The 16,129-nt window shown below is 47.6% G+C and carries 18 protein-coding genes and 1 pseudogene; 10 read left to right on the top strand and 9 right to left on the bottom strand.

What is annotated here, in order from left to right:
* Nucleotides 1-40: 40 nt before the first annotated feature.
* On the top strand, nt 41-985 hold the full coding sequence (punR, locus tag ACX9GV_RS08875; protein WP_473197781.1) for a DNA-binding transcriptional activator PunR: 945 nt from the start codon (nt 41-43) through the stop codon (nt 983-985).
* On the opposite strand, the gene purR is transcribed toward punR, so the two are convergent.
* Nucleotides 982-2,007, bottom strand: a complete 1,026-nt coding sequence (purR, locus tag ACX9GV_RS08870; protein ID WP_473197780.1) for an HTH-type transcriptional repressor PurR — start codon at nt 2,005-2,007, stop codon at nt 982-984. The two genes, punR and purR, sit on opposite strands and share 4 nt — an antisense overlap.
* A gap of 688 nt (nt 2,008-2,695) precedes the next feature.
* Between purR and cydH the strand changes: the two genes are divergently transcribed.
* Entirely contained in the window at nt 2,696-2,785 is a 90-nt protein-coding gene (gene cydH, locus ACX9GV_RS08865; RefSeq protein WP_473197779.1) for a cytochrome bd-I oxidase subunit CydH, read from the top strand.
* A 276-nt stretch (nt 2,786-3,061) separates the two neighbouring features.
* On the opposite strand, the gene sodB is transcribed toward cydH, so the two are convergent.
* Together sodB and ACX9GV_RS08855 are read right to left on the bottom strand one after the other, a co-directional pair.
* Nucleotides 3,062-3,640: a superoxide dismutase [Fe] gene (sodB, locus tag ACX9GV_RS08860; RefSeq protein WP_023490170.1), complete on the bottom strand. Its 579-nt coding sequence runs from the start codon at nt 3,638-3,640 to the stop codon at nt 3,062-3,064.
* Nucleotides 3,641-3,857: 217 nt separating this feature from the next.
* On the bottom strand, nt 3,858-4,673 hold the full coding sequence (locus ACX9GV_RS08855; protein ID WP_473197778.1) for a C40 family peptidase: 816 nt from the start codon (nt 4,671-4,673) through the stop codon (nt 3,858-3,860).
* Nucleotides 4,674-5,132: 459 nt separating this feature from the next.
* Between ACX9GV_RS08855 and ACX9GV_RS08850 the strand changes: the two genes are divergently transcribed.
* Complete coding sequence (locus ACX9GV_RS08850) at nt 5,133-5,480, top strand: Grx4 family monothiol glutaredoxin (protein ID WP_473198010.1); 348 nt, start codon at nt 5,133-5,135, stop codon at nt 5,478-5,480.
* A gap of 71 nt (nt 5,481-5,551) precedes the next feature.
* On the opposite strand, the gene rnt is transcribed toward ACX9GV_RS08850, so the two are convergent.
* From rnt to nemA, 3 genes are all read right to left on the bottom strand, one after another.
* Nucleotides 5,552-6,238: a ribonuclease T gene (rnt, locus tag ACX9GV_RS08845; protein ID WP_023490173.1), complete on the bottom strand. Its 687-nt coding sequence runs from the start codon at nt 6,236-6,238 to the stop codon at nt 5,552-5,554.
* A gap of 254 nt (nt 6,239-6,492) precedes the next feature.
* Nucleotides 6,493-6,897 (bottom strand): lactoylglutathione lyase, encoded by a 405-nt coding sequence (gene gloA, locus ACX9GV_RS08840; protein ID WP_473197777.1) that lies wholly within the window; start codon nt 6,895-6,897, stop codon nt 6,493-6,495.
* Between the two features lie 183 nt (nt 6,898-7,080).
* Nucleotides 7,081-8,178, bottom strand: coding sequence for an N-ethylmaleimide reductase (gene nemA, locus ACX9GV_RS08835; RefSeq protein ID WP_473197776.1), 1,098 nt, complete (start codon nt 8,176-8,178; stop codon nt 7,081-7,083).
* A gap of 123 nt (nt 8,179-8,301) precedes the next feature.
* On the opposite strand from nemA, the gene ACX9GV_RS08830 reads away from it, so the two are divergent.
* The 3 genes from ACX9GV_RS08830 to slyA all read left to right on the top strand — a co-directional run bounded on the left by ACX9GV_RS08830 (nt 8,302) and on the right by slyA (nt 10,617).
* On the top strand, nt 8,302-8,541 hold the full coding sequence (locus ACX9GV_RS08830) for a DUF1289 domain-containing protein (protein WP_023490176.1): 240 nt from the start codon (nt 8,302-8,304) through the stop codon (nt 8,539-8,541).
* Between the two features lie 177 nt (nt 8,542-8,718).
* Complete coding sequence (locus tag ACX9GV_RS08825; protein WP_473197775.1) at nt 8,719-9,615, top strand: aldo/keto reductase; 897 nt, start codon at nt 8,719-8,721, stop codon at nt 9,613-9,615.
* Nucleotides 9,616-10,182: 567 nt separating this feature from the next.
* Nucleotides 10,183-10,617 (top strand): transcriptional regulator SlyA, encoded by a 435-nt coding sequence (gene slyA, locus ACX9GV_RS08820; protein WP_023490178.1) that lies wholly within the window; start codon nt 10,183-10,185, stop codon nt 10,615-10,617.
* Nucleotides 10,618-10,816: 199 nt separating this feature from the next.
* Here the strand turns inward: slyA and ACX9GV_RS08815 are convergent, their stop codons facing one another.
* Nucleotides 10,817-11,281, bottom strand: coding sequence for an outer membrane lipoprotein (locus ACX9GV_RS08815; RefSeq protein WP_473197774.1), 465 nt, complete (start codon nt 11,279-11,281; stop codon nt 10,817-10,819).
* 485 nt (nt 11,282-11,766) lie between these two features.
* On the opposite strand from ACX9GV_RS08815, the pseudogene ACX9GV_RS08810 reads away from it, so the two are divergent.
* From ACX9GV_RS08810 to pdxY, 4 genes and pseudogenes are all read left to right on the top strand, one after another.
* Nucleotides 11,767-11,868, top strand: a pseudogene (locus ACX9GV_RS08810) (anhydro-N-acetylmuramic acid kinase); the annotation flags it as partial.
* Nucleotides 11,869-11,901: 33 nt separating this feature from the next.
* A complete protein-coding gene (gene pdxH / locus ACX9GV_RS08805; RefSeq protein ID WP_473197773.1) occupies nt 11,902-12,555 on the top strand; it encodes a pyridoxamine 5'-phosphate oxidase in 654 nt (217 codons plus the stop codon).
* Nucleotides 12,556-12,695: 140 nt separating this feature from the next.
* Entirely contained in the window at nt 12,696-13,970 is a 1,275-nt protein-coding gene (tyrS, locus tag ACX9GV_RS08800; protein WP_473197772.1) for a tyrosine--tRNA ligase, read from the top strand.
* Between the two features lie 92 nt (nt 13,971-14,062).
* Nucleotides 14,063-14,923: a pyridoxal kinase PdxY gene (gene pdxY, locus ACX9GV_RS08795; protein ID WP_473197771.1), complete on the top strand. Its 861-nt coding sequence runs from the start codon at nt 14,063-14,065 to the stop codon at nt 14,921-14,923.
* A 37-nt stretch (nt 14,924-14,960) separates the two neighbouring features.
* On the opposite strand, the gene gstA is transcribed toward pdxY, so the two are convergent.
* A complete protein-coding gene (gstA, locus tag ACX9GV_RS08790) occupies nt 14,961-15,566 on the bottom strand; it encodes a glutathione transferase GstA (protein ID WP_023490184.1) in 606 nt (201 codons plus the stop codon).
* Nucleotides 15,567-15,722: 156 nt separating this feature from the next.
* The gene (locus ACX9GV_RS08785; protein ID WP_037386039.1) at nt 15,723-15,986 is read right to left on the bottom strand and encodes a YjbD family protein; all 264 of its coding nucleotides are present in this window, start codon (nt 15,984-15,986) and stop codon (nt 15,723-15,725) included.
* Between the last annotated feature and the right edge of the window lie 143 nt (nt 15,987-16,129).

Here is a 16,129-nt window from a genome sequence, read left to right as displayed (position 1 = left end):
TGCAAGGTGCTATTAAAAAATTTGAAGGCAGAATATCACTATGTGGTCTGAATACTCGTTAGATGTCGTTGATGCGGTAGCACGTACCGGGAGTTTCAGCGCAGCAGCACAGGAATTACATCGTGTTCCTTCGGCGGTGAGCTATACCGTGCGGCAACTGGAACAATGGTTGGCGGTCCCTCTCTTTGTGCGCCATCACCGTAATGTGGAATTAACACCTGCGGGCTCACTGTTTATTAAAGAGGCGCGAGTTGTTATCAAAAAAATGCTTGATGCGCGTCGACAGTGCCAGCAGGTTGCTAATGGTTGGCGTGGTCAGTTAAGAATTGCGGTTGATTTGATTGTAAAGCCACAGCGTAGCCGCCAGCTATTACTGGATTTTTATCACCATTTTCCTGATATGGAATTGGTGCTGCAGCCAGAGGTGTTTAATGGAGTATGGGATGCCTTGGTTGATGGCCGTGTGGATATGGCTATCGGTGCGACACGCGCTGTGCCCGTAGGGGGGGGTTATGCATTCCGTGATATGGGCTTTATCAATTGGCTTTGTGTGGTCAGCGCCAGTCATCCTTTGGCGGCGATGAAAGGCCCCCTCAGTGATGAGCAATTACGCGCTTACCCTTCGCTGGTGTTAGAGGATACATCACGTAATTTACCCAAACGGGTAACTTGGTCGCTGGATAACCAACGGCGCTTAATGGTGCCTGATTGGGTTTCTGCGGTAGATTGCCTTTGTAGTGGCTTGTGTGTGGGGATGGCGCCAGCCCACCGGGTATTACCGTTGGTACAAAGCGGAGAGTTGGTGGAGTTACAACTGCGTGAACCCTTTCCCCCGAGTGCTTGTTGCCTTACCTGGCAGCAAAAAGCGCAGTCACCCGCCATGTCTTGGTTACTCAACTATCTGGGTGACAGTGAAACGCTTAATCAGGAATGGCTGAGCGAGAAGTCGCCGGAAAGTCTGCTGCTTCCCGGCGTGAGCGATTAACGACGGTAATCGATAAAAGGACCATCGGCGACAGAACGGCGTTCGATCAGGGTTGGGTGAATTTCGATTACTTTGGATTGTTCACGTTTGCTGGTAATACGGTCCAGCAAGATGGTGAAGGCCATTTCACCCAAGCGTTCTTTAGGTTGATGGATAGTGGTCAGTGCCGGGGTAAAGTAGCGAGCATTACGCACATTGTCATACCCGATCACCGAAATATCTTGTGGTACGCGCAACCCCAGTTCATCAGCAGCACAGATGGCACCCATCGCCATAATATCACCGCCACAGAAAACGGCGGTTGGGTGTTGCTTTTGCGACAGGATCTCATGCATGGCTTGGTAACCAGAGTCCGGCTCGAAATCACCTTGAACGATCCACTCTTCACGGATGTCGATATGTGCTTCCTGCAGCGCTTTGAGGAATCCCTGATGACGTCCACCGCCGGTATTACGCGAAAGTTGGCCAGGAATCGCGCCGATATCCCGGTGCCCACGTTCGATAAGATAACGGCCAGCCAGGTAACCGCCCGCAAAAGCATTATCAATAATGGTATCAGTAAAATCCTTGCGTGCGCTGCCCCAATCCATAACCACCATAGGGATATTGCGGTAATCTTCCAGCATTTCCAGTAAAGGCTCTGGATATTCGGAGCACATTACTAGCAGGCCATCAACGCGTTTTTGCGCCAGCATCGACAGATAGGCTCGTTGCTTATCCAAATCGTTGTGAGAGTTGCATAAGATCAAGGTATAGCCTTGGCTATAGCAACTGTTTTCTACTGCCTCGATCACTTCGGCAAAGTAGGGCGACTCGCTGGAGGTCGCCAGCAAACCCACCGATTTGGTATGATTAACCTTCAGACTGCGGGCCACTGCACTGGGCGAATAATGTAGCTCCTTAATCGCAGCCCAAACGGCTACCTTAGTCTCTTCGGCGACGAAACGCGTTTTATTAATAACGTGTGAAACGGTCGTTGTGGAAACGCCCGCGCGCTTGGCTACATCTTTAATCGTTGCCATGTAAAAAATGACTCCTAAACCTACATGTCCATTATGCAGGTATGATGTTAATCGTTTGCCTACCTGTCTAGATAACCGTACCTGATGTCGCTTCACGTTAAGCATCTGGCTTGTGGGCACGATGCGGAACGCTGACACGCCGTGAACCCGTCCGTGGGGGCTCGTATCGCGCATCCATGCGCTCAACGCTCAGCTAACCTGCATCATACCCACCTGGAGGCATAGCTATTTAGATAAGCGAAAACTGAGTTTTTAGTACTGAATTCGTCAGTCGCTTAAACAGGAGGGCATTACACCGGTATGCGGTTATGAATGGGCGATTTTGTCGTATATTGCAGCAAAGTGGAAGAGCTAATCATGTATTTAACATCAAGTTTATTCGAGCCATAACGGATACGCCGTCATTTAGATTGTAATGGGGGCATAGACTACTGGGATAACAAGAGATAAGTCACGAACTGTGGGAAAAATGATTTGCTGTATTGGCTGCGTCGCTTATGCTTGAGTAACCACATACCTGAGTTTATTCCGGTTGCAATGAGTAGTCGCAATGAGCAGTAACAATAAATAGTCATAACGGGGCAAATCAGTAAGCACCCCCCGGTTACTGAGGCAGCTACGTCACGACAGGGCAACCAGGAACCATACCACTTACAGTACGACGAAGATCATAGAGAGGGAGACGTTTATGGATACCAATTTGAAGATGTCATTGTTTACTACCTGTTGTGCATTGGTAATGATTGTGGCGTTCGGCCTTATTGCCGCATTGAATTAGTTTATACCCAAGTTCAATCAAGATGCCGCTAGGCGGCAAGCAAGTGAATCCCTAGGAGCATAGGCCACTATGTGACTAGGGTGAGTGCGCGTAGCCAACACCGCAGCAGTTTGATTGGCGACGGGTATATTCAGGTTGCTGGGCGGTCAGCAACCGCAATGTTAATGACGAGTACAATAAATTAAGGCGCGGAAAAATTCCGCGCCTTAATTTATTGGTAACAGCTTTATGAGTAACAGCTCGATAGGTCACTGTTCTCTGAGCAATTGCCGGCGATTAAGCCAGGTTTTCTGCTACAAATGCCCAGTTGACCAATGCCCAGAAGTTTTCCAGGTATTTAGGGCGTGCATTACGATAGTCGATATAATAAGCATGTTCCCAAACGTCAACCGTCAATAACGGCTTGTCAGCGCCAGTCAGTGGGGTTGCTGCATTGGAAGTACTGACGATTGCCAGTGAACCATCAGCTTTTTTCACCAGCCAGGTCCAGCCGGAGCCGAAGTTCTTTATTGCGGCATCGGTGAATTGATCTTTAAATGCAGCGAAAGAACCGAAAGATTTGTTGATGGCTTCAGCAACAGCACCCGTTGGCTCATTGCCGCCTTGTGGTGACAGGCAGTGCCAATAGAAGGTGTGGTTCCATACCTGTGCGGCGTTGTTGAAGATACCAGCGGTGGAAGTTTTGACGATCTCTTCCAGGGTTTTGTCTTCGAACTCGGTACCTTTCACTAAGTTATTCAGGTTAACCACATAGGTGTTATGGTGTTTACCATAGTGGTATTCCAGAGTTTCAGCGGAAATATGAGGCTCAAGCGCATTTTTTTCATACGGTAGTGCAGGTAATTGAAACGGCATTGCTTTCTCCTTTTTATATACAGAGTTCTCTCTCGTTAGCGCCAGTCAGAGCCGCGGAGAGAGGAAACACAGAATTGTTATAGATATTTCATAGTTGTTAATCTTATCAACTTTCCGAGTGAATAAAAGATCCAATGTGTACTAATTGAGTAACTAACTAAATAACAAGAGAAAAAAAGGAGAGGCTGAGTTTAACTACTCAGCCAGCGAAGGTGGATTAGCGGATGTTTTTAGGTGTAACCACCCGGCGAGCACCAATATAGTGGTTTTGCCAGTAGTCATTATTCAACTGAGTGATTTGGATCTCTTCACCCGTGCGTGGCGACTGGATAAACTTACCGTTACCGATATAGACGCCAACATGATCCGCAGTGCCGCGATTATTGATACGGAAAAACACCAGATCACCTGTTTCCAATTCACTACGTTTGACAGGGGCGGCATCACGTAAGTGGAACATTTCGTTAGCAGTCCGCGGCATTTTGATCTTGACGACGTCTTTGTAGGCGTAATAGATCAAACCACTGCAATCGAACCCTGTACCTGGTGATGAGCCTCCCCACTTATAAGGTTTACCCATTTGTCCCATCAGCTTACTGACGGCGGTTTGCTTGGCACGCTGAAAACGTTTTTTGTGCTCAGGGCTAAGTTTTAGTGTTTTTTCCTGTGTCAGCAATTTTGCCGTAGCCTTACCGGCTTCACGATGACGGCCATATCCCTTTGTTTTTCCTTTTTTGCTGGGGGTCACTTTAGTACCGGCGATTTTCCGGGTGCTAGTTTTTGACTTCAGGCTGCTGGTTTTCTTGCTGGTCTTCACTGCAGAGGATGACGCTTTTACTGCTTTTGGTGGAGAGGAGAGCTTTGCTTTTTTGCTGGTTTTATCGGCTTTCTTTTTCTTACCAACATTTGGCTGAGCTTGCTTAACGTGGTTTTTGCGTTGCTCAGCAGAAACATCAGCCCGCGGCGCAGCATGGGCGAGGTTAAAGAACAGTTGTGTGAATAGCAGCATTAAAAATGTTGTAATTAACCGCATGTCTATATTACCAACCTTGGCTCAAACAGAAAATGTATAAATAATGTACTTGCTAAATCCGAGTACAATAATCCCGAAGTTAACCATATAACGTGCTATTGATCTCATAAATAATGATTTATTTTGTGAGAAAACATTAATGACTTTTTATCAGGTCAAAAAATAGCACATTGAAAGAACAAACTGCGTTCAGCAGTAGCATTGAAAATTATTATTCATTAATCACAGATCGTCAAAAAATATTTACCATAGGGATAAGTCTCACCGCCTTGGCTTAACATTAGGGCGGGCATAAATGCTATTTAACCTTCATCGCACTGTGTCAAATCAATCAAATCACTTAAGTATAGGGCGGAGGAGGGAGCATACCCATGCAAAAGATAGTGTTTTCTTGGTCTGTTGCTACCGCTACAATATCCGTATGATGTATTTGTCGCCATGGTATAGCTTGAGGAAGCAATAATGAGCACGATTGAAAAAATTCAGCAGCAAATCTCCACTAATCCCATTCTATTGTATATGAAAGGCTCGCCGAAATTACCCAGTTGTGGTTTTTCTGCTCAGGCTGTGCAGGCACTTTCCGCTTGTGGTGAACGCTTTGCCTATGTGGATATTCTGCAAAACCCGGATATTCGTGCAGAGTTGCCTAAGTATGCTAACTGGCCAACATTCCCACAATTATGGGTAGACGGTGAATTGATTGGTGGTTGCGATATCATTGTTGAGATGTATCAGCGTGGTGAACTGCAACCATTAATCAAACAAACGGCTGAAAAATACAAAGATCAGCAAGAGATACAGCCGTAACAGTGAGCAGATATTAAGTGGTAATCATTCCCTGCCTGAGTGTAAAGGCAGGGAACAAACCTGCTCTGAGCTTAAGATTTTTCCGTCAGGTCCCCGGTAATTGGCCAGCCGCCCAGGCGTTTCCAGCGGTTAACCAATTCGCAGAATAGCAGGGCGGTTTGCTCGGTATCATACAACGCCGAGTGTGCCTGACTGCTATCAAACGCGATACCCGCAGTAATACAGGCTTTAGCGAGAACCGTTTGCCCTAATACCAACCCACTTAATGCGGCGGTATCAAAGGTGGCAAACGGGTGGAATGGGTTACGTTTCAGGCTGGCACGTTCCGCTGCCGCCATCAGAAAGCTGTGATCAAAGTTGGCATTATGGGCGACGATAATTGCGCGATTACACCCTTGGTCTTTAATGCCTTTACGTACCGCTTTAAAAATCGCGTGTAACGCATCATATTCGCTCACTGCCCCACGCAGCGGGTTATGTGGGTCAATGCCATTAAAAGCCAGCGCCTCCGGTTGCAGGTTGGCACCTTCAAACGGTTCTATATGAAAATGTAGCGCTTCATCTTGTTGTAACCAACCGTGCTCATCCATTTTCAAGGTGACGGCGGCAATCTCCAGCAGCGCATCGCTCTTGGCGTTAAATCCGGCAGTTTCTACATCAATAACAACGGGATAAAATCCACGAAAACGGCCACTGAGGGCATTAAGATCATTTTTTTCGGTCATCGGTTTCTTATCTTGATCGAATACAGCGCGCATTATGCCAAATTTATGCCCTTAATGCAGCGCAGAGAGCAGATATATACCCAAGTTCAATGGTGTTGCAGGACAAAACGCAGTGCGTTTTGAACAGCGCTTGCGCTGGCCCGCAGGGTGAACCTCATGGATGAGGCTCATAACTCCCTGGGAACATAGATAACTATGTGACTAGGGCGAACGCGTGTAGTCAACACCCTGCAGTTTCATTGGTGACGGGTATAAACAAGGGCGCGCTAAAGCGCCCTAAACGTCGATTAGCCTAGACCATGACCCACATACTTTTTTTCGATCAGTTCAATTTTGTAACCGTCGGGATCTTCAACGAAGGCAATCACCGTGGTGCCCCCTTTTACTGGGCCCGCTTCACGAGTGATTTTACCTCCCGATTGGCGAATAATGTCGCAGGTAGCAGCCACATCATCAACGCCCAGTGCCAGATGACCAAAGGCGGAACCCATGTCATAGCTATCGACTCCCCAGTTATAAGTGAGCTCGATTACTGAGCCATCCTTTTCATCGGTATAGCCAACAAACGCCAGTGAGTATTTATATTCGGCATTTTCGCTGGTGCGCAGCAAACGCATGCCCAATACTTTGGTATAAAAATCAATAGAGCGTTGCAGATCACCAACGCGTATCATGGTATGAAGTAGGCGCATAATTCCCTCTGAGTAGATAGGCCGTAGTGAACGGCAATGTATTGAAGCGGAGAACAGTATAGCGTTGTCCTATAAGACAACTCAACGAGACGACCACAGCAATAATCAGTGTTACGGTGTCACAAAAAAGAAATTGCTGCTGGCTTACTTATTGCTATGACGGTCAATTTCCCTGGCCCCGAGTCATAGGACTGGGTAATCGGTATAACCTTCGGCACCACCGCCATAAAAGGTAGCAGGTTGCGGTTCGTTCAGTGGGGCTCGTTGCTTAAAACGTTCCACTAGATCCGGGTTTGAGATATAGCTGCGGCCAAAAGCGACAGCATCGACCAAACCTTGCTCAATCATTACTTCAGCTTTTTCTGCCGTGTAACCACCCGATCCGATAATCACCCCACTGAAACGGGCACGGATGGCATCACGGAAAGCAACCGAGAAGGGTTTGCCACCCGCCCAATCAGGCTCGGAAATATGCAGGTAGGCAATGCGACGCTTGTTCAACTCTTCAATTAGATAGAGCGCGGCTTCTTCTTGATCGTCCCCATTATCCAGACCGTTGAATGGGCCCAGTGGTGAAATGCGAATACCGACATGGTCAGCACCGATCTCTGCGATGGTGGCATCAAGCACTGCCAGCGTCAGGCGGGTACGATTTTCAATCGTGCCGCCATATTGGTCCGTGCGCTGGTTAGCCTCGGGGGACATAAACTGATGTAATAAATAACCGTGTGCCGCATGCAGCTCAATATAGTCAAAACCGGCGTCAAGCGCATTGGCCGCTGCCTGACGAAACTCATTGACTATCTGTGGGATTTCAGACGGTTCTAGCGCCCGTGGAGTCGAAGTCGGTATACGTGTCAAGGCACCGGTTTCATCACGAACCGTAGTGCGGGTTTCAGCATTAATCGCCGAAGGGGCCACAGGGGCTTGGTGGTTGGGCTGCAAGCTATTATGGGAAATACGCCCCACATGCCATAACTGTACGGCAATATGGCCCTGTTTTTCATGAACGGCTTGGGTGATTTTACGCCATGCAGCGATTTGTTCTGGCGTGTGTATGCCAGGTGCACCGGCATAACCCTTTCCCTGGTAAGAGATTTGGGTCGCTTCGCTGATCAATAGCCCCGAACTGGCACGCTGCGCATAATGTTCCGCCATCAAGGAGGTAGGAATGTCACCAGGTTCAATGCTGCGTAGACGCGTCAACGGTGCCATAAATATGCGGTTAGGTAATGTGAGATGACCCACTTTAATCGGAGAGAATAGCTTTTCGAGCTTCATAATATATCCTTATATAGACCAACCCATGCGCTTAAGTTAATACTATCGTTATATACCTAAGTTGTTTCAAATTACAGTCTTGAGGTAAGGTGAAAAACTTAAGGATACAACGCCGGAGGATGCGTGGCACAGCAACTTGAGTTTTTTGACATCCCTAGCCCGTGCCGTGGCATTTGCCAGGCGGATGAGCGCGGTTATTGTCGTGGCTGCTTGCGTAGCCGCGAGGAACGTTTTGGCTGGATGAAAATGAACGATACACAGAAACGCGAAGTGCTGCGTCTATGCCGCCAGCGTTATCTGCGCTTGCAACGTGCGCAAAAGCAGCCGGATGAAATCCCACCCGAGCAGCCTTCCTTATTTTGAGACAGCTTGTTTTGAGACAGGAATTCATTTTGAGCCAGCAATTCATTTTGAGTCGGCGATTCATTAGCCGATTCGTAATAGATGAAGCACCTATTTCAATAGGGTTATTTTGAGATTCCCAGTTATAGTTCGCTTGTGTATGCTGGCGCTAAGTTAAATAGTGTCACGAGGTTAATTATGCTGGATCGTATTAAGCTATCACCGCAGGGGCCCGAGTTTTCGAGCATGATTTGTGGTTACTGGCGGTTGATGGAGTGGGGCATGTCAGCACAACAGTTGCTGGCGTTTATTGAACAGCATCTTGAATTAGGCGTGACGACAACCGATCACGCGGATATTTATGGTGGTTATGCCTGTGAACAAGCTTTTGGTCAGGCAATCAAACTGAAACCTTCATTGCGTCAAAAAATGGAGATGGTGTCAAAATGTGGTATCGCGACCCTGGACAAGCCAGGCAATACCATCGGTCATTATATCACCACCCACGAGCATATTGTGCGCAGTGCTGAGCAGTCACTGTCTAATCTGCATACTGATTATCTCGACCTGCTGTTGATCCATCGGCCGGACCCGCTAATGGATGCCGATGAAGTTGCAGAAGCCTTTGTTGCTCTGCATAAAAGCGGCAAAGTACGCTATTTTGGCGTATCCAATTTTACTCCTGCGCAGTTTTCCCTGTTACAGTCACGTTTGCCATTTGCATTGGTCACTAACCAGGTAGAAATTTCACCGCTGCACCAGCCCGCCATTCTTGATGGTACATTGGATCAGTGTCAACAACTGCGGATAAAACCGATGGCTTGGTCATGCCTTGGTGGGGGGCGGCTATTCAGTGATGCTCAATTCCAGCCATTACGTGATGAACTGAATGCGGTGGCCAAGGAGATAGGGGCTGAAACCATTGAGCAAGTGGTTTACGCTTGGGTGATGCGCTTGCCCTCTCAACCGTTGCCGATTATCGGAACGGGTAAAATCGACCGAGTACGGTCAGCATTGAAGGCATCCTCACTTGAGCTCAGCCGCCAGCAGTGGTTCCGGATTCGTAAAGCGGCGTTAGGTTATGATGTGCCTTAAGACAGGCCTCCGTTGATTGGTAGCAACCTGCATCAGCGAGAGACAGGTTGCTCCGCAATTGTTGTTTGCTGTAATTGCTGTAATGAGCAATAAAGCCGCCAAATTAACCCGTACTAAATCACCAGCCATGCTAAATCAGCAACTGCGGGTTCCGAGAGTCGCTCATCGGTTGAAACGCCTGTAACGCGGCGTCTAATGTCCGATGCTGAATGTCTTTCTCGGTGATGATGCTTTGGTCAGTGCTGAACAGGCATGGTTACAATAGCCTTACTATTAATATGGCTAATCAATTCATGTGGGCTTTGTATGCTAAAGCGACACGTGACTATCGTGGTGATATCCACTCACCGTATCCGGTGTCTGCATGTTGAAGTAATTCAAAAAGTGTAAATGATAATCAATAACTGGTAGAACCATGATATTATTCAAAAGTATGAATCATATACATTTGTATTTTTAATATAACCTTATTACCTGATGCGAGTTGCTGATGTTTTGCAATTTGCATAAACTTAAAAACAGGTTTCGGGAAATCAATATTAGCATGCTAATTATGAGGATGAATAAGTGGAATCTACATTGGGTCCAGATTTAGCGCGATTGGTTCGTGTTTGGCGTGCGCTCATTGATTATCGGCTCAAGCCATTGGAGCTGACACAAACTCATTGGTTGACTCTGTACACCATTAATCGGTTGCCGCCAGAACAATCACAAAACCAATTAGCAAAAGCGATTGGCATCGAGCAACCGTCACTGGTACGGACACTGGATCAACTGGAAGCCAGAGGGCTGATTACTCGTCATGTTTGTACTAATGACCGGCGTGCCAAACTGATTAAACTCACGGAGGCTGCTGAGCCGATTATTCAGGAAATGAACCGAACTATCACTATGGTCAGAGGGGAAATTCTTGATGGCATTTCGCCGGAAGAATTGAAACTATTAACCGGTTTGATTAGCAAACTTGAACGAAACATTATCAAGCTGCAAGAACAAGCGTAGAGCAGGTGATTTTTCGGCATAGCATCAAATAGAAGCCTGATATTCTGTTAGGTTTCGGTTTCTATTTGATAAAAAATAGCGAAAGGCACTCTTTAATACAGCGCTATTCATTTTAAGATATGCGCAGAAGGCATGGGCCGGCTCATCCATGAGCCTCACTTGCCAATCATTTGGCTGCTACCGCATTAGGCTGGAAATATTACAGTGGGGAAACCGTCACAGTATCACCATTTTGCGCCATACGAACACGCTGGCCAGGGTTGAACTGGGTTGCACTGGCACGTTGTACCACGACAATATTTTCTTTATTGTCGGTTTTGATTTCCAGTTCGACACCACTGCTGCGGCCGGCAACACTACCTACACTGTTACCCACCACGCCACCGGCCACTGCACCTGCGGCGGTTGCAATATTACGGCCACTACCACCACCAATGGTATTCCCTAGCAACCCACCCAGTACGGCACCACCGATAGCACCAATGGTATTTGCGCTTTCGCTACCTTGAATTTGTACCGGGCGAACAGAGACTACGGTACCAAAGGTGACAGTCTGTACACGCTTTGCCTGGGAGGCTGAATAGACATCACCGGATGTTGTTGGGTCTGCACATCCAGCCAACATGACCCCGGTCAGAGCAACAACGAGAATACGCTTAATCATATAAAACTCCTGCAGTTAATCATCCTGATTTGACCATCGATACTCGTCATCATTCAGGCTGCTTGGGTGTTGACGGCGGTTACTCGCCTCATTAATGAGACTCGCCCTTACGGGGCCGCCAGCGTTCATTTGCCGCTACAAGCAACTCGAATAATTTTGGGCATATTCAAATCAGGCTTATAAAAAATGTTCAGCAAGTATACTCTAAATATTTTGAGTCACATGTATACTCATCATACTTCAGATTGCATTATACCCTTCATACATAATTCAAGTCGGTAGTATGTTGGCAACATCTATCGCCCCAGTCACATAGCGGGCTATGCTGCTGGGGACTCTAGAACTTACTGCCTGCAAGCAACTCGAATTATTTTGGGCAGACACCTATCGTCTTCAAGCTGCAGCAATACGTTGTCAGGTTGAATAGTGATGAGTATAACGGGGCCAAAACGATTGTCACTCGAAATAGAATCTAAGGTATTGCTATGAGATCAGGTCGCTATATCGGTGTTATGTCTGGCACCAGTCTGGATGGGGTTGATGTAGTCCTTGCTGCGATCGATGAACATACGGTGGCCCAACAGGCTATCTGATAAATTTACTGTTGGTTGGTAATCTAAATGACTGATAAAAATGAATTTGATGTGGCAGATTTGCGACGTGAATATATCAAAGGAGGGCTGCGTCGTCACGATTTGACGGCTAATCCGCTCGATTTGTTCGAACGTTGGTTAAAGCAGGCGTGTGAAGCGCGCCTGGCTGATCCCACCGCGATGTGTGTCGCTACGGTTGATGAGCAGGGTCAACCTTTCCAGCGTATTGTCTTGCTTAAACATTATGACGATCAAGGCTTGGTTTTTTACACTAACCTCGGTAGCCGTAAGGCACAGCAGTTAGCGAATAATCCACGTATTAGTCTGCTATTCCCTTGGCATATGCTGGATCGTCAGGTGGCTTTCCTTGGTCAGGCTGAACGCTTATCTGTTTTGGAGGTGATGAAGTATTTCAGTAGTCGCCCCAAAGATAGCCAGATTGGTGCCTGGGTTTCACAACAATCAACACGTATTTCCACCAGAGGCATCTTGGAAAGCAAGTTTCTTGAGTTGAAGCAAAAATTCCAACAGGGTGAAATACCGGTGCCCAGCTTCTGGGGTGGTTTTCGGGTTAAATTTGACTCTGTTGAGTTTTGGCAGGGAGGGGAGCACCGGTTACATGACCGTTTCCTATACCAACGGGTAGAAAATGACTGGAAAATTGACCGCCTAGCCCCCTAATAGCAAGAAAATCTCTTTTAAGCGCTGGCACAGATATCGCTGGCGCTTTATTCTATGCGCTATCTCGAATTTTATTATTTCGCCAATGGGTGAAGGTTGTGTACCGGCAAAGGTACATTCGTTTAAAGATGGAGAAATTGATGGCTAGCAGCAACCTGATTAAACAATTGCAAGAGCGGGGCCTGGTGGCCCAGGTAACGGATGAGGACGCGTTAGCAGAACGACTGGCGCAAGGGCCAATCGCGCTGTATTGCGGCTTTGATCCGACCGCAGACAGCTTGCATTTGGGCCATCTGGTGCCGTTGTTGTGCCTGAAACGTTTCCAACTGGCGGGTCATCAGCCAGTGGCGTTGGTTGGCGGTGCCACCGGTCTGATTGGTGATCCCAGCTTTAAAGCGGCTGAGCGTAAGCTGAACACCACAGAAACGGTTAACGAATGGGTCGAGAAAATTCGCAAGCAGGTTTCTCCGTTCCTTGATTTTGATTGTGGCAGCAACAGTGCCATTGCAGCCAACAACTATGATTGGTTTGGTGGCATGAATGTGCTGACTTTCTTGCGGGATATCGGCAAGCACTTTTCTGTCAACCAGATGATCAATAAAGAAGCGGTAAAACAGCGTTTGAACCGTGATGATTCCGGTATCTCTTTTACCGAGTTCTCGTACAATCTGCTGCAAGGTTTTGACTTTTCAGAACTTTATAATCGTCATCAGGTGGAGTTGCAAATCGGTGGGTCGGACCAATGGGGTAACATTACTTCAGGTATCGATCTGACCCGTCGTATGCATCAAAAGCAGGTATTTGGCCTGACGGTACCGTTGATCACCAAAGCGGACGGCACCAAATTTGGTAAGACAGAAGGGGGCGCGGTCTGGCTGGCACCAGAAAAAACCAGCCCATACAAATTCTACCAGTTCTGGATCAATACCGCGGATGCCGATGTTTATCGCTTCCTCAAATTCTTTACCTTCTTAAGCCTTGAAGAGATTAATGCCCTGGAAGAAGAGGATAAAAATAGCGGTAAAGCGCCACGTGCTCAATATGTACTGGCAGAAGAAGTGACAGGGATGGTACATGGTGCTGAAGGGCTGGCTGCCGCGAAGCGTATTACCCAAAGCTTGTTCTCCGGTGCCTTGCATGAAATGACTCCAGCAGACTTTGCCCAATTGGCGCAAGATGGTATGCCAACCATCAAGCTGGAGCGTGATGCCGACCTGCAGCAGGCGTTGGTCAATGCCGAGCTGGTGCCTTCCCGGGGGCAGGCGCGGACCATGATCAGCTCCAATGCAGTGACTATCAACGGCGAAAAACAATCTAATCCCGAATATCAGTTTACGGAGAGTGACCGCCTGTTTGGCCGTTACACACTACTACGTCGTGGTAAAAAACATTACTGCCTGGTTGATTGGGAATAATCAGCTTTGCACTCAGGGGCCATTTGGCCCCTTTGTTTTTTTGGGTTGTCAGGTGATGATCCTCTTTTTTATGTTTAACCAGGTTTGTTTTCATGAAAAATATTCTTTCCATACAATCTCATGTGGTCTTCGGGCACGCGGGTAACAGTGCAGCAGAGTTTCCCATGCGCCGAATGGGGGTTAATGTTTGGCCACTGAATACCGTGCAATTTTCTAATCATACGCAGTACGGGCAGTGGACCGGTTGTGTCATGCCTGCCAGTCACTTGACAGAAATAACCCAAGGCATTGCAAATATCGATAAACTGAAAACCTGCGATGCGGTGTTAAGTGGTTATATCGGTTCACCCGAGCAGGGCAGCCATATTCTGGAGATTGTGCGCCAAGTCAAACAGGCTAATCCCAATGCCTGGTATTTCTGTGATCCGGTGATGGGTCACCCTGAAAAGGGCTGCATTGTGGCACCGGGTGTCGCAGAGTTCTTCTGCCAACAAGCTTTGCCTTGCTGCGATATTGTGGCCCCGAACCTGTTGGAGCTGGAAAAGTTGGCGGGGCATGATGTTCATAATGTTGAGCAGGCGATTGCTGCGGCGCGGGAGTTGATCGCCAAAGGGCCGAAAGTGGTATTGATAAAACACCTCAGCCGAGCTGGTTATGATTTGGATTGTTTTGAGATGCTGTTAGTCACCGCCGACGAAGCCTGGCATATCAGCCGTCCTCTGGTGGATTTCGGCTCACACCATCCCGTTGGGGTGGGGGATTTGACGAGTGGCCTGCTACTGGTGAACTTGCTTAAGGGTGAGGGGCTGGCTAAAGCACTGGAACATGTTACGGCGGCGGTATATGAAGTGATGTTAACCACCCAGGCGATGGGGGAGTACGAGTTGCAGGTAGTGGCAGCACAAGACCGTATTGTTGAGCCGGAATGTCAGTTCCGCGCAGTAAAATGTTAAAGAGATCCCCGGCTCACTGGTAGCCGGGGTCATCAATTTACTTCAAACCTTCTGCTTTTAACGCCGCTTCTACCGCAGGGCGCGCTGCTACGCGCTCAACGTAAGCCTGCAGATGAGGGTATTTTTTGAGATCAAACTGCATATGCGGCGCCCAACATAACACGTTGAACAGGTAAGCATCGGCTACGCTGAAACGCTGACCTAACAGATAATCCTGTTTCTCTAGCACTGAATCCAGATAGCTGAATTGAGACGCTAACTTTTCACGCACAATGACTTTATATTCATCAGGTGTCTTGGGGTTAAACAGCGGACTAAAACCTTTATGCATCTCAGTGGCCACATAGTTCAACCATTCGATCGCGTGGTAGCGGGCAAGGGTTCCTGCTGCTGGGAGCAAATTACGATCCGGTACGCGGTCTGCCAGATATTGCACAATCGCTACACCTTCGGTTAATAGACTACCATCATCAAGCACTAATGCCGGGACTTGCCCTTTAGGGTTGATTGTCAGATAGTTGGCGCCACTTTCTGTTATCTTTTGCGCTAAATCGACTTTCTCCGCAGTAAAATCGAGTCCAGCTTCACGCAAGACAATATGTGGTGACAGGGAACAAGCGCCAGCTTTATAGAACAATTTCATCGAAAACTCCTTGATAAGATGAAGGACAGACAAGTTCAACTACACATCCTAGTGCTCTGGCGGCAAAATTACAGCGTTTTTGCCAACAATTTTTTTACCTTTTAACGACATCAACGCGGCCACCTATTTTGGCAACCGGGCTGAAATAGCAAATGATTAACGGTGGGGCCGGGTACTGATGGAGGCTGTCCAGTTGAAGGTGCTGTCAGTCGGTTTGGCACGGTTGGCTTTGCGTTCTGCCCGCGCCACTTTGGCTATTTTTTCTCGTGCCGCCATAATGCGGTCAATGGCTTGCTCTTTAATCTTATTCTGTTCAGAGTTGGTTAACGGGCGTTCAAGGTTTTTGCGCGCTCTATCCAACTCCGTTTTTACTTCACGTTGTTCACTTTCTGTCATCTCTTTCAGCGTTAACTTTTTCATCATGACACCCTATGTTGTGAAGTTGAACTGCCACTGTACTGGTTTTATAACCGAAAATTTGTTGTTTATCGCCATTTTTTTGCAAGATATCGTCAGGACGGGTGTTGCCCTCGGTGGTTGCTGGCCATTTTCAGTTTACACTG

The sequence above is a fragment of the Serratia sp. 25CWL12 genome, assembly GCF_055790885.1.
The sequence above is the reverse complement of the archived record's forward strand: the minus strand, read 5'-3'. Positions and strand labels throughout refer to the sequence as shown.

Excerpts from the sequence above, each read along its gene's own strand:
- purR (WP_473197780.1), bottom strand. The coding sequence starts at position 2,007 with ATGGCAACGATTAAAGATGTAGCCAAGCGCGCGGGCGTTTCCACAACG.
- ACX9GV_RS08815 (WP_473197774.1), bottom strand. The coding sequence starts at position 11,281 with ATGATTAAGCGTATTCTCGTTGTTGCTCTGACCGGGGTCATGTTGGCT.
- ACX9GV_RS08855 (WP_473197778.1), bottom strand. The coding sequence starts at position 4,673 with ATGCGGTTAATTACAACATTTTTAATGCTGCTATTCACACAACTGTTC.
- ACX9GV_RS08825 (WP_473197775.1), top strand. The coding sequence starts at position 8,719 with ATGCTGGATCGTATTAAGCTATCACCGCAGGGGCCCGAGTTTTCGAGC.
- nemA (WP_473197776.1), bottom strand. The coding sequence starts at position 8,178 with ATGAAGCTCGAAAAGCTATTCTCTCCGATTAAAGTGGGTCATCTCACA.
- cydH (WP_473197779.1), top strand. The coding sequence starts at position 2,696 with ATGGATACCAATTTGAAGATGTCATTGTTTACTACCTGTTGTGCATTG.
- tyrS (WP_473197772.1), top strand. The coding sequence starts at position 12,696 with ATGGCTAGCAGCAACCTGATTAAACAATTGCAAGAGCGGGGCCTGGTG.
- pdxH (WP_473197773.1), top strand. The coding sequence starts at position 11,902 with ATGACTGATAAAAATGAATTTGATGTGGCAGATTTGCGACGTGAATAT.
- sodB (WP_023490170.1), bottom strand. The coding sequence starts at position 3,640 with ATGCCGTTTCAATTACCTGCACTACCGTATGAAAAAAATGCGCTTGAG.
- punR (WP_473197781.1), top strand. The coding sequence starts at position 41 with ATGTGGTCTGAATACTCGTTAGATGTCGTTGATGCGGTAGCACGTACC.
- gstA (WP_023490184.1), bottom strand. The coding sequence starts at position 15,566 with ATGAAATTGTTCTATAAAGCTGGCGCTTGTTCCCTGTCACCACATATT.
- gloA (WP_473197777.1), bottom strand. The coding sequence starts at position 6,897 with ATGCGCCTACTTCATACCATGATACGCGTTGGTGATCTGCAACGCTCT.
- rnt (WP_023490173.1), bottom strand. The coding sequence starts at position 6,238 with ATGCGCGCTGTATTCGATCAAGATAAGAAACCGATGACCGAAAAAAAT.
- ACX9GV_RS08785 (WP_037386039.1), bottom strand. The coding sequence starts at position 15,986 with ATGAAAAAGTTAACGCTGAAAGAGATGACAGAAAGTGAACAACGTGAA.
- pdxY (WP_473197771.1), top strand. The coding sequence starts at position 14,063 with ATGAAAAATATTCTTTCCATACAATCTCATGTGGTCTTCGGGCACGCG.